Genomic DNA, 12,319 nt, shown 5'->3' on the forward strand with positions numbered 1-12,319 from the left:
TAGGTATCTTGTGATTAAATAGACATACTCATAGTAACAAATGGGTAACATTGGTATATCGTGTAGACTTATGCCGCTGATAAATGGTAAGTTTAGGTCGAAATACAATAGGGATTATTGAAAGCGAGGTTATTCTAATGAGAAGTACAAAAACTTTTACACTAGGATTGCTGTTTGCCTTTTCTCTTGTAGTGATTGTCTTAATGGCAACCCAATTGATGAGCAACACAAAAAAAACAACTGATCAGGCACCTGAAACGCCTACTGAAAACGTACCACCATCTACTGATGTCGCTGGAATTGCACACAATCCACCATCAATGGACGATGTACCCGAAGGACCGCTTGGAGAAGCAATTCTCAGAGGGTATGAACTAACAAATGACACATCAAACGTTTTACGATCTGAAGCAGCTACTGTTGAGGATGGTGAGGCAAGAGTCAACGAATTATCTTGTACGAGTTGTCACGCTGGAGCTGGACTTGAAGAAGAAGTATCTTCGCTTGTTGGTATGACTGCTGTTTACCCAATGTACATTGGACGTTCGGGTTCTATAGTTACACTTGAAGAGCGAATTAACGGCTGTATGGTCCGTAGTATGGACGGAGAGAAGTTTGCAGAAGATGACGAAGATTTAGACGCCATGGTTGCCTATTTCACGTATATATCTGAAGGAATACCTGTTGGTGCAGAACTTCCTTGGCGTCATCAAAGTAACCTTGATGATATGCCCATTCCGAGTGTAGCAGACGGAGAAGTGCTTTATCAGAAATCATGTATCGCATGTCACGCAGGCGATGGTTCTGGAACCGGTTCAAATACTGGGCCAAAGCTTTGGGGTAAAGGGTCATTTAATGACGGTGCAGGGGTTGCCCGATTGTCTAAAATGGCAGGTTATATTCAAAACAATATGCCTATTGGAGCACCAAATACATTGTCAGACCAGGAAGCAAGTGATTTATCAGCATATATCTTGTCGCATGATCGACCAGAGTTCAAAAATCACGCAAAAGATTGGCCGAACGGCGGTCGTCCTAGTGATTTAATGACAAAAGAACTTCGTCAACAATTGAATGATGGAACAATCGATTGGGACGAAGTACTTGGTAAAAATAAATAAGCTTGTTGCATAGATTACGTGAAAACCTTCCGACAAAAAGTCGGAAGGTTTTTCGTTTTTAAATTTAACTATTTGTTCTTAAATTCAAGGATTCTTGCATCACGCTTAGCAGTTCAATTGCTGAGATTAGATTTTTTCCAGCGCCTTGAACAAAGGCGTCGCTTCCGCCACCTTTTCCATCGATTAGAGGGAACACATTAGCAGAAACCTGTTTCATACTTATGGAATTTAAAGCACCACGTGCAGCGACAAAATGCAATTGGCGTTCGTTTTCAGAAACTAGAAAGATGTAGACATCTTCTGTTTCAGTTACCAAAACTCTAGCCAGTTTTTGCAATTCTTGGGCGTTTCGATTTTCGTATACTGCCTTTATAACGCCATGTTCTTGGGTAGTCAATAACGCTTTTGCTTCATATGCTAAAATTAGTTCTTTTGATTCTTTCAACATTTTTTCATGGGAATGATTTGTCTGCAATAGCTTTTCTATAGCGATAGCTACGCCAGCTTCAGGAACACTTAAAAGCTTCGATGCAGTTGTTAACTCTAGGTTCTTTTGTTCTAGTTGTTGAAGTACACGTTCACCACAAACGAAATGCACTCGTACTTTTTGTTTTTGTTTTTCGGTATGTAAAATCTTGATCATTCGAACTTGTCCAGTTGAAGAAGGATGTGTACCGCCACAACCGTTCGTATCATAGTTTGGAATGATTACAAGTCGGATTTCATCTGTAACAGCAACGTCTTTTCGCAATGAGTAATCGATAAGCTCGCCCTCAGAAATCCATTTTGTTTCAATAGGCCTGTCTTCTAAAATAATATCATTTGCCAATAATTCAGCTGCATTCAATTGTTCAATGGTAATACTTTCTACATCTATGTCAATTGAAACAGTCTCGCGGCCTAGATGGAAACTGACAGTGGGAAAATCGAACAATTCTACAAATGCTGCGGTCAAAATATGTTGTCCCGCATGTTGTTGCATATGGTCAAATCTTCGCTCCCAGTCAATCTCACCTTTTACTTCATCTTCGCATTCAAGACTTTCTTTTATGAAATGACGGATTTCTCCATGCTCTTCTTCAACATTAACGACATGAATTCCATTTAAAGAACCGGTATCATGAGGTTGTCCACCACCTGTGGGATAAAAAGCGGTGTTTTCCAATACGACATACGGGTTGCCTTCTGTATCTTTTGATTCTTTAATTACGTTTGTTCTAAATTGCTTTTGATAGGGGTCCTCATAATAAAGGCGGTTTTTCAGCATAAAATGAACTCCATTCTATAATTTCTTCAAAAATAGAGAATCCAAAACCTATGGGTTTGGATTCTCTATTCATTTAATCTAATTTCACAATCTTATTTGGATTCAATAAATTATCCGGGTCTAGTGCCTTTTTAATTTTTTCCATTACAAGCAAAGCAGCTCCATGTTCACGTTCTTGGTACTTCTGTTTTCCGATACCTACGCCGTGTTCACCTGTACACGTGCCACCACGTTCAAGAGCGTACAATACAATGCGTTCATTTAAATCATCGGCTTTTGCTCTTTCTTCGGAATCACTCATGTCCATCATTAATAATACGTGGAAGTTTCCATCTCCGACATGACCAACAATGCCGCCGATTAATCCGAGTTCGTGAACAATTTCACGTGCATATTCAACGGCACCTGCAAGTTCTGAAATCGGAAGACATACATCCGTTACCATCATTTTTTTACCCGGATATCCATGGATAAAAGCATAAGCCAGGTTATGACGGGCTTCCCAAAGTCTATTTCTTCCAGCATTATCTGTTTCAAACTCAATACCTTCACAATGATGGTCTGCCACAATCATCGTTGTAAAATCAACATCTGATTTCAATCCCGCTTCATTACCGTGGAATTCCAAGAAAAGGGTAGGTTTTTCTATATAATTTGTCTCACTATAAATATTTGTCTGTTTCATTGAAGGTTCATCAACTAATTCTACACGTGCAATGGGAATTCCAGCTTGTAAAATAGAAACAACAGCTTCAACCGCGTCATTTACTGTAGGGAAAGATGCTCTAGCAGCTGTAATATGTTCTGGAATTCCATGAACGAGAAGAGTTAATTCGGTAAAACAACCAAGTGTACCTTCAGACCCTACGAATAAACCGTTTAAGTGATATCCAGATGCAGATTTTGCAGCTAAATTCCCCGTATGAATGATTGTACCATCAGCCATAACAACTTCTAAATCACGGACTTGGTCTCGCATCACACCATATTTTACAGAAGTCGTTCCGCTAGCATTTGTTGCAGCCATTCCGCCAAGAGTTGCATCTGCTCCGGGATCTACTGAGAAAAACAAGCCATGTTTTTTCAATCGTTGGTTTAACTGAGTACGCGTTACACCTGGTTGAACGGTAACGAGGAAGTCGTTTTCTTTAACTTCTAATATTTGATTCATCAAAGAGAAATCAATTGTAATTCCACCCTTCAAAGGGATAACATGACCTTCTAAACTTGAACCAAGTCCAAAAGGAATGACAGGAATTTGGTGTGATTTTGAAACAATCATTATATTGCTTACGTCTTGCGTCGATTCTGGAAACACAACAATATCTGGGAGCTGCTGAGCATGGTACGATTCGTCGCGTCCGTGAAGTTCGCGAACCGTTGTATTGACTGTTACTTGGTCGTCTTTAAGAACTTTTTTTAAAGCATCTGTTATGATTTCGATTGAGTTTGTCATTTCTTTTAGCTCCTTATAAACGAATGATGTTTTTTTCTAGTATCTATTTACTTATGCTATAAATTCACACTACATACTAGTATACGTTTTAATGTCGACAATTCAACATAGCATTAAATAAAAAAGCTTCTCACTTATTCATGTGAGGAGCTTTTTCTTCTTTTTTTTGCATAAATTGAAATTTGGGTACTACTTGTTCATATTTATCAGGCCATATATTTTTTATAATAATAGCGACAAAGAGTAAAGTAAGTAGTATGAGTGAGGCAGTCATTACTATTTGAAAGAATGGAGCATCACCAGAATTTTCATAACCGAACTTCAAAATTGCAAGACTACTAAATAGGGTAATGGAAGCAACAGCCAAAAGACAAACTAAGTAGTCCACATTTCTTCTAATAAGAAAACGCGTTAAGAGGAGACATATAAAGACAATGAAAATCAAGTATGTAAAGAGTATGAGATAATCGAATAGAACGATTACTTTGTCCTTTTCCATTTAATATCCTCCTTTTAAAATAGTAAATTACCATAAAAGGCAATATATTAATCTATACCCTTTTAACCTTGTAAATATGCATTCAAACACAAAAGTAAAGCAAGGGATTGTTATAACAATCCCTTGCACAAGTATTACTCTACAATTTCAAAACTTTCGAGCATATGATGGAATCTTGCGCCGTGACCCTCGGCGGCTTCAAGGAAGTAGTTTTCTCTAATAACGTAACTTCCTTCTTTTCCGTTGCTGATCACATAGAGGTGAACAACAACGGAATCCCAGTTATTTCCGTTCAAGCCGTGTAGTAGAAATCCTTTGACCGGCTCAGTGACTGTTTCAATTTCACGTAGCTCTGGAAAATCTGTTTTCAGATCCGCTTCTATTTTCTTTACAAGATCTTCTGGTTTTTCATCTGCAACTTGCTTAATTTCCATAGTAACCTCCGGAAATTTTTCTGGAAGAGGTTCAATTGTGGTTACTATATCTGAATTTTCACCAGGTATCATCTTGTAACGTGTTTCATCGATATAAATGACATATTCTGAGTCTTTTCCTTCATTTAGATTAACGTCAGTAGGTTCGTCTGTTCCTTCGATGTTTTGAATGATTTCTTTTTCTGGGACAAACATATCTTTAATACCTTTTACAAAGGCCATTCCAGGTTCTGTTTGTAGAGAGAATGCAATGGCGATGGCTGCAGCGGCTGTAGCAATTATAGGGATAACCCGATTTTTCTTTTTCTTATTCACTTTCTTTACATCCTCTCCTTTAGTGGATTCTTCACTAAATAATTCGTTTTCTAAATTTGACCATATTTCATCTTGTAACTGCGACACATCTTCTTCTATATGTCTTTTTAGATCTTTAGCGATTTGCTCATCCAAATTACTCATTTCTCACCCTCCTCGCCAGTTCGTTCCAACTGTTCTTTTAGTCTTTTCCGACCTTGGAACAACCGTGATTTTAGCGTATTGTGATTTAACCCTAAAATGTTCGCAATTTCGATTTCAGTAAATCCTTTTATATATTTTAAAATAAGAGGGATTCTATGTGAATCGTCTAAGGCTTGAATCGTTTCGTACAAATCGGATAACTGATCAAAAGATTCCTCTACAAGTGTTGGATCATTTTCAAGATTAATATGTCCTCCTTTGGATAGGAGAGCTTCTTTTTTTAATAATCGAAGGCATTCATTTGTTAAGATTCTGTAAAACCACGGATCGAATGGTAAATCAGGATTGTAGCTCCCTATTTGACGGAAGACCCGAATGAACGTTTCTTGTACGGCATCTTTTGCCATTTCGGTGTTCCTTGTAATTGCAGAAGCTGTTCGAATTGCATAATTCGAATATGCCTCATAGAACTGTCGAAACGATTCTTTATCTCCATTTTTTATTTTTTCAATCCAATCATCTTGCATCATAGGGCACTTACTCCTTTCCGGACAACGATAACTTGACCGCTCTTACTATATATACCCTTAAAACGATAGGAAAGTTTTCGGGAGGTGCAAATAAATTTTAATATAAGATATTTTAATAGAACTAGCTATAGAAAAAGGCTAGTCATGCTATGATTAGATAAATTTAATTACAAGGAGTCCTACGATGATTAATTCGGTAAAAAACCAAATCTTGATTTATGGTGATGCGTTCATCGATTATATAGCTAACGATGAAACAAACCTTACGTATACCAAATTTCTTGGTGGAGCGACAGTAAATGTAGCAGCAGGCGTTTCGCGGCTAGGGGCATCTTGTTTTTTCATTACAGTGACTGGTGATGATCCGGCCTCTGAATTTGTCCGTAAAAGACTTCGAGAGGAAAGGGTGAATTTGGATTATGCAGTACTTGTCCCTAATAAACGTGTCAGTGGTGTGTATATTCATTTGGGGGAAACAAATGAGCGTATCTTCCATAAATATATAGATGAAACACCGGATATCCAAGTAGAATATGAAGATTTAACAAAAGCAGCATTTCGTGAAGCATCTATTTTTCATTTTGGATCGGGAACATTATTTCAGCAAACGGCACTTGAAACAACACAGAGGGCTGTTGAGCTAGCGGTTGAATCAGACGTACTAATTTCGTTCGATGCAAATATACGACCACTGCGTTGGAAGAATGAAGAGCTATGTCGTGAAACAATTGGTTCGTTTCTTAGTAAAGTCGATTTATTGAAACTTACCGAAGAAGAACTTTCTTTTCTGACGGAAACAAAAACAATTGAAGATGGAATTAGACAGCTCGAAAGATATGGCATTCCAGTTGTACTCATTACTGTTGGGGCTAAAGGGGCATATGTAGTAATAGATGGAATACAAACACATGTAGGGGTTGAGGCTGTAGAGGCTGTTGATACGACAGGTGCAGGTGATGCATTCATTGCAGGTATTCTTCGTCAAATCCACTTAAAAGGAAAACCCGCATCATGTAACGAATGGATTGACTATATTGCATTTGGAAACAAACTTGGTGCTCTTTGTGCAACGAAACAAGGTGCGCTTTCCGCACTGCCTTATCTTGAAGAGATAGATGAATAAAAATTAAACCTTCCTATAAATCGGGAAGGTTTTTTCTGTCATAAACAGAATAATTATGCCTTCTAAGTCGTTTTTATATGTATTAATAAATAAGGACTGTTATATGAATGATAGAACAGTTGTGATATAATTTAATTATCAGTTACAATTGAAAGGTTGTGAGGGTATGTCGCAGTTTGCAAATGTTCCTTGGAATTTAATTTTACCCATTCTTATTTTGCAACTCGTTTTAATGGTTGTGGCATTAGTCGATATCATACGTAATCAAAGGACGAATGGACCTTTTATTATGTGGATTATAATCATTGTTCTCGGTAATCTTATTGGACCCATTCTGTATTTCATTTTTGGGAGGCGACAAAGTTGAATCCAATTTTACAGGTGAAAGATTTAACAAAGTTTTATGGTGATTTTAAAGCTACAGAAGGAATCTCTTTTGAATTACTTAAGAACACTTCAACTGCACTTATTGGTCCAAACGGTTCTGGAAAAACAACAACATTGTCAATGCTCACTGGGCTTGTCGAACCGTCAAAAGGTGCTATTAAATTCTATAATCATACATCACCAGATATCCGGTCAATTATCGGATTTCTCCCACAATATCCAAAGTTTTTTCCGTGGCTTTCGGCATTTGAATTTGTTGAGATGGCCGCAATGCTAAGTGGAGTGGAAACAAAAAATGCATCAATTGAGGCAAAAAAAACATTGGGGTTTGTAGGTTTAGATGGTGATTTAAAAAAGAAAGTTGGAACGTTCTCGGGCGGCATGAAACAACGACTTGGTCTAGCTCAAGCCATCGTTCATAAGCCGCAACTGTTGCTTCTTGATGAACCCGTGTCGGCGCTGGATCCGGTCGGTCGGCGCCAAATCCTGAATCTCCTTAAAGAATTGCAACAGAAAACAACGATATTATATTCTACACATATATTAAATGATGCAGAAGAAATGACAGATCAACTTCTTTTCTTAAAAGAAGGGCGGCTTGTCGAACAAGGATCTCTTAGCGATGTTCGTAACCGCTATGCAGAACCAAAAGTCATTATTGAATTTGATGGAATCGAAGAAGTGCGGCGTTTTCTTCGAACGTCTCCTTGGAATACGAGTGTAGATGGATTGATTGTGTCTATAGACGTGCGTTTAAATGAGGTAGAAATGTCTTCTATATTGATGAAGCTATCTAACGAGAAATTTCAAGTTCGAAAGGTCGAACGACAAACAGTGAGCTTGGAAGAGATTTTTATGAGAGTGGCGGTGATTAAATGAATTCTTTTCGTATACTGCTAAAAAAAGAAGCACGTGAAAACATTCGCAACTATAAAATTGTATGGATTCCAATCGTTTTTATTCTTTTTGGTATTTTGGAACCAATAACAAATCACTTTCTTCCAGAAATCATGAAGAGCGTAGGGAATATGCCTGAGGGTGCAGAATTTATTTGGCCTGAGTTACAAGGAGAGGATATTTTCATATCCCTTCTAGGACAATACCAATTTATTGGTCTGCTTGTTATTATCCTTGCCTTTATGGGGTCGATTTCAGGTGAACGAAAAAGTGGAACCGCTACGCTATTGTATGTGCGTCCAATTTCATTTTGGAGCTACTTTTTGAGTAAGTGGATCGTTATCAATGCCATTGTTCTTGGAAGTGTATGGCTGGGATTTATGGCCAGCTGGTATTACATTGAAGTGCTTTTTAACTCAGTAGACGTGCGACATGTTTTACTGTTTCTGACTACGTATAGTCTTTCGATACTATTTGTTGTTACAATCGTTTTAGTGTTAAGTGCATCGCTTCCAACAGGTGCTGCAGCTGGTGTTGCTATTGTAATCACTTTAGTGTTTCAAATTATAGATTCACTTTTAGGCCGGTATTGGTGGATTTCGCCTTGGAAACTGCCGTTATATGCAGCTCAGTGGTTTCAAGGCGATATCAATATGCAGCATTTCTGGTTGACTATTTCTGTGACAATCCTTTTAATAATAGGACTCATCCTATTTGGAATTACTATGTCAAAACATAATTCAGCAAAAACTACAGTTTGAATATAGAAACAAAGTCGCGATTTTTCAGAATTAAACCTAAACTTAACCTTGAGCATATAGTATGAATACTAGATTTCAAATTTTATAGAATGGAGATGATAATTATGGAAGCAACAGAGATACTTGGAGAAAAACAAGTAATGGATTCGAGAAGTCATGTATCACCACAGATGTCAGTAGGTGCTTGGATATTAACGTTTGTCATTTTGATGATTCCTCTAGTAAACATTATCATGATGTTCATATGGGCTTTCGATGCAACGAGTTTAAGACGTAATTTTGCACGCGCTTACTTAATAGTTGCGGGAATTATGATTGCATTATGGATTGTTGGTATAATCATTTTAGTGGCATTAGGTTCATTTTCAGGGATTTTTACGAACTTCACACAATTCAATTAATATGTTATAAATAACATCTAGGTTACAATACAAATTATAGTAGGATGTACTTATTGAAGGTATTTGATTTTTTGGGGAAGAGGGTCAGTCACGTGAGCATTCGGAACTCAGAACGTTTTTTAACGGCCTATAATCGAATTGAAAAATCTATGGAAAAAACGATTGGATTTTCAGGTTATATGCCGTTTTTTAAATTAATTGATAGAGCAAAAAAAGTGAATGCAATTGTAAGGAAGTTTGAAGATGATCTACGTGAATATGCTGGCTTACGTAATGCGATTGTGCATCATCGAACAGAAGTAGAATATGCAATTGCAGAGCCTCATGATGATATTGTTGAGTTAATTGAGTATATTGATAGGGAACTCTCAAAGCCTAAAACGGTTGGCGAGATGTTTCAACGGAAAGTTCACACACTGCGTGCGTCAGATACGCTAGATAAGGTTCTTAAACTTATTCTTGAAAAAAGGTTTAACCAAATCCCTATTTATGAAGACCAAAAATTCATCGGGCTGATTACGTCTGAAGGTATAACGTATTGGCTTGCAGATCAGTATGCAAAAGGTGACATTTCCCGGGAAATACCGACTTTGCTCGACATGTATTGTCATGAGAATAAAAAGAATACGTATCGCTTTATTAATAAAGAACTATCTGTTTATGAAGCGGAGGAAATTTTCAAAGAATCTGTCGTAAAAGGTAAGCGTCTAGATGCACTACTAATCACCGAAAACGGCCTAGTTGAAGAAAAGTTGTTAGGAATTATAACCCCATTAGATCTTATCAAAATAGATTAAAAAACGAACGTATGCAGTTTAAGCATACGTTCGTTTTTTCTATTAAGAACCAGGTGATCTTTCTGCACTTGATGAACTATTTTTTGTTTTATGGTGTAATTTTTCATCTTCTAATTCCATGCGTAAGTCTTCAAGAGGTATGGAATCGACAGTTTGTAAATCTTCATGCATATCGTAAATACTTTCTTTATCTGTACGCAAATTTTCGGGATTATCCATATACGATCCTTCAGCATCTTTTCGATCACGCTCTGTGAATACTTTCTTTTTCGTCATTTTCCTCACGTCCCTTTCGTTGTTAATCTATGATTCATTGTCTATGTATACTTCACTCTTTTCTGAAAGTTAAACATGAAAAAGATTCTTATGTTTACTCTTCTTTTGGAAAGGGTAAATTAATGGAAATATAAATGATTAAAATTAAAGTAAATAGAATGTGAGGAATTGATTTCTTATGGAAAAAAGGCAGTATGTCGGGACATATCATTCAATCGATAGTGTGCTCAATAAAGTAACAGAACTATTGGCACAAGGATATTTGGAAAGTGATTTGTTTGCAGTTTCACGAGAACAGGATAATTTGTCTATGTTACATGGTCAGACGGGTATTGATTTAATTGGTGGTCATGGTGCCACTTGGATAGAGCGTTTCAAGGTGTATGTAAGTGGGGACGAACCGGTTCTTAAGGCACTCGTTCAAATGGGTTTTTCAGAAAAAGAAGCCGAAATATATTTTGATGAAGTGAGGAATGGAGGTATTGCACTATTTATCGACGAAGCATTAGGGAAACAAAATGAAGGGATGGATAGCAGCAGAGAACCAGATCGTAGTGGCCAGGAAATGGAGGATATTCATTTAAACGAGGAAAGCGATGGTGTAACTCCTCGAATCAATACGCAGAATTTGTAAAACAAAAAGGAATCAACCCTAGTCTTAGGTTGATTCCTTTTTGTTATTTGTTTTTGTCATGTGCTTTTTCTTTTAAATCGCCAATCTTTTCTTGTGCTTGACCTTTTAGTTTATCAAGCTTACCTTCAGCTTGCAGTGAAGTGTTATCTATTGCGTTACCAATATGATCTTTCGCTTCACCTTTCATTTTATTTACTGAACCTTTAAGCTTGTCTGAGAATCCTTTGTCCGTCATTATAAAACCTCCATTTTTTATTTTCTAGTTATTAATTACCCTTATAGTAATGTTTTAAACATTTACTGAAATATAATACGGGTATATGGAACTGAGAAAGACTTAAGAAAATGAATCTAAACGATGTTGCGAAAAATGTCGAAATATAATATACTGAATATTAGGAAATCTAAAAAGGGGGCGATAGTATGATAAGAAAAGGCCGTTTTGCGATATGGAATAATGAAGAATATGAACTTTTTTCTTATCAACGGCAATATTACTTAAAAACGAGAAATCAATTAGCGTTATCAAATGGTTTTGTGAAAAGTCCTAAGGATAAAAATATTTTCATTAAAAAAGTAAATGTGAAAGAACTTGAGGATGCATACGAAATTATTTCGTACGTCATGATTTTGAGTTATCGTTTTGCTGTTGAAGGATACAACGATGAAACGGGAACAGTAGCACTTGTTACGAATAATCCATTTGTACAGAAGAAGATTAATGTTCGTCCATACGGAAAGGATGAATTTATTATTGAAATCCCGTACGGAGAAGTTCAAATAATAGAAGAACACATTCCGATACTTGGATTTGAAAAGCATCTTACGCAGTACTGAATACATAATAGTCTCTAAAAACAGACAGCTACCTAATTCCAAATTAGATAGCTGTCTGTTTTTGTTTGTGTTAAAAGATTAGTTTGTTACTTTATCATCCAAGTCAAATTCCTTCTGGAAAATATCACAGTTGTCTTGTATGAAACCACGAAGTAATCGCCATGCTTTAGGATAGTAATAACTATTAACAATAAACAAAGAAGATACATTTAAAAAGGAGGCATGTGTTATGGGGGGTATTGCAGCGATTGGTGTTCCAGGGTTAATCATCATCCTAGTCATTGTGCTTATTCTGTTTGGGCCAAGAAAACTGCCTGAAGTAGGATCTGCGATAGGAAAGACGCTTTCTGAATTTAAGAAGTCCGCAAGAGATATTATCGATGACGAAGAACCAGTCCCTAAAGAATCGACAAAAAAGGAACTTTTATAAGCGGGTGGTA

Annotated in this window: 17 protein-coding genes; 10 read left to right on the forward strand and 7 right to left on the reverse strand. The window is 36.9% G+C overall.

Going from position 1 to position 12,319, the window contains the following annotated elements; translation table 11 throughout:
- The first annotated feature begins 137 nt into the window (after positions 1-137).
- Positions 138-1,121 carry a c-type cytochrome gene (locus ACFSFY_RS07575; protein ID WP_381536794.1) on the forward strand — a complete coding sequence of 328 codons (984 nt, stop codon included), beginning with the start codon at positions 138-140 and terminating at the stop codon, positions 1,119-1,121.
- Between the two features lie 64 nt (positions 1,122-1,185).
- Here the strand turns inward: ACFSFY_RS07575 and ACFSFY_RS07580 are convergent, their stop codons facing one another.
- The 5 genes from ACFSFY_RS07580 to ACFSFY_RS07600 all read right to left on the reverse strand — a co-directional run bounded on the left by ACFSFY_RS07580 (position 1,186) and on the right by ACFSFY_RS07600 (position 5,766).
- Positions 1,186-2,388, reverse strand: coding sequence for an alanyl-tRNA editing protein (locus ACFSFY_RS07580; protein WP_381536795.1), 1,203 nt, complete (start codon positions 2,386-2,388; stop codon positions 1,186-1,188).
- Between the two features lie 73 nt (positions 2,389-2,461).
- Complete coding sequence (locus tag ACFSFY_RS07585) at positions 2,462-3,844, reverse strand: FAD-binding oxidoreductase (RefSeq protein WP_381536797.1); 1,383 nt, start codon at positions 3,842-3,844, stop codon at positions 2,462-2,464.
- A 130-nt stretch (positions 3,845-3,974) separates the two neighbouring features.
- Positions 3,975-4,343: a hypothetical protein gene (locus ACFSFY_RS07590; RefSeq protein ID WP_381536800.1), complete on the reverse strand. Its 369-nt coding sequence runs from the start codon at positions 4,341-4,343 to the stop codon at positions 3,975-3,977.
- Positions 4,344-4,477: 134 nt separating this feature from the next.
- On the reverse strand, positions 4,478-5,236 hold the full coding sequence (locus ACFSFY_RS07595) for a hypothetical protein (protein WP_381536802.1): 759 nt from the start codon (positions 5,234-5,236) through the stop codon (positions 4,478-4,480).
- Complete coding sequence (locus ACFSFY_RS07600; protein ID WP_381536804.1) at positions 5,233-5,766, reverse strand: RNA polymerase sigma factor; 534 nt, start codon at positions 5,764-5,766, stop codon at positions 5,233-5,235. The genes ACFSFY_RS07595 and ACFSFY_RS07600 overlap by 4 nt, the downstream gene beginning before the upstream one ends.
- A gap of 184 nt (positions 5,767-5,950) precedes the next feature.
- On the opposite strand from ACFSFY_RS07600, the gene ACFSFY_RS07605 reads away from it, so the two are divergent.
- The 6 genes from ACFSFY_RS07605 (at position 5,951) to ACFSFY_RS07630 (ending at position 10,132) form a co-directional block, all read left to right on the forward strand.
- A complete protein-coding gene (locus tag ACFSFY_RS07605) occupies positions 5,951-6,889 on the forward strand; it encodes a carbohydrate kinase family protein (RefSeq protein WP_381536805.1) in 939 nt (312 codons plus the stop codon).
- A 232-nt stretch (positions 6,890-7,121) separates the two neighbouring features.
- Complete coding sequence (locus tag ACFSFY_RS07610; protein ID WP_381536921.1) at positions 7,122-7,256, forward strand: PLD nuclease N-terminal domain-containing protein; 135 nt, start codon at positions 7,122-7,124, stop codon at positions 7,254-7,256.
- Positions 7,253-8,155, forward strand: a complete 903-nt coding sequence (locus tag ACFSFY_RS07615; RefSeq protein ID WP_381536807.1) for an ABC transporter ATP-binding protein — start codon at positions 7,253-7,255, stop codon at positions 8,153-8,155. The genes ACFSFY_RS07610 and ACFSFY_RS07615 overlap by 4 nt, the downstream gene beginning before the upstream one ends.
- Positions 8,152-8,934 carry an ABC transporter permease gene (locus ACFSFY_RS07620; protein WP_381536809.1) on the forward strand — a complete coding sequence of 261 codons (783 nt, stop codon included), beginning with the start codon at positions 8,152-8,154 and terminating at the stop codon, positions 8,932-8,934. The genes ACFSFY_RS07615 and ACFSFY_RS07620 overlap by 4 nt, the downstream gene beginning before the upstream one ends.
- Positions 8,935-9,038: 104 nt before the next feature.
- Positions 9,039-9,335 (forward strand): hypothetical protein, encoded by a 297-nt coding sequence (locus ACFSFY_RS07625; RefSeq protein WP_381536811.1) that lies wholly within the window; start codon positions 9,039-9,041, stop codon positions 9,333-9,335.
- Positions 9,336-9,427: 92 nt separating this feature from the next.
- Complete coding sequence (locus ACFSFY_RS07630) at positions 9,428-10,132, forward strand: CBS domain-containing protein (protein ID WP_381536813.1); 705 nt, start codon at positions 9,428-9,430, stop codon at positions 10,130-10,132.
- Between the two features lie 42 nt (positions 10,133-10,174).
- Here ACFSFY_RS07630 and ACFSFY_RS07635 read toward each other — a convergent pair whose 3' ends face one another.
- Entirely contained in the window at positions 10,175-10,408 is a 234-nt protein-coding gene (locus ACFSFY_RS07635; protein ID WP_381536816.1) for a hypothetical protein, read from the reverse strand.
- Positions 10,409-10,586: 178 nt separating this feature from the next.
- On the opposite strand from ACFSFY_RS07635, the gene ACFSFY_RS07640 reads away from it, so the two are divergent.
- Positions 10,587-11,042 carry a YflT domain-containing protein gene (locus ACFSFY_RS07640; RefSeq protein ID WP_381536818.1) on the forward strand — a complete coding sequence of 152 codons (456 nt, stop codon included), beginning with the start codon at positions 10,587-10,589 and terminating at the stop codon, positions 11,040-11,042.
- A gap of 43 nt (positions 11,043-11,085) precedes the next feature.
- Here the strand turns inward: ACFSFY_RS07640 and ACFSFY_RS07645 are convergent, their stop codons facing one another.
- Positions 11,086-11,277: a CsbD family protein gene (locus tag ACFSFY_RS07645; RefSeq protein ID WP_381536819.1), complete on the reverse strand. Its 192-nt coding sequence runs from the start codon at positions 11,275-11,277 to the stop codon at positions 11,086-11,088.
- Positions 11,278-11,465: 188 nt separating this feature from the next.
- On the opposite strand from ACFSFY_RS07645, the gene ACFSFY_RS07650 reads away from it, so the two are divergent.
- Both ACFSFY_RS07650 and tatA read left to right on the forward strand, forming a co-directional pair.
- Positions 11,466-11,879, forward strand: coding sequence for a hypothetical protein (locus ACFSFY_RS07650; protein ID WP_381536821.1), 414 nt, complete (start codon positions 11,466-11,468; stop codon positions 11,877-11,879).
- Between the two features lie 229 nt (positions 11,880-12,108).
- The gene (gene tatA / locus ACFSFY_RS07655) at positions 12,109-12,309 is read left to right on the forward strand and encodes a twin-arginine translocase TatA/TatE family subunit (RefSeq protein ID WP_381536823.1); all 201 of its coding nucleotides are present in this window, start codon (positions 12,109-12,111) and stop codon (positions 12,307-12,309) included.
- Positions 12,310-12,319 lie beyond the last annotated feature (10 nt).

This window comes from Sporosarcina siberiensis (assembly GCF_042681925.1).
In the GTDB taxonomy this organism is placed as follows: domain Bacteria; phylum Bacillota; class Bacilli; order Bacillales_A; family Planococcaceae; genus Sporosarcina; species Sporosarcina siberiensis.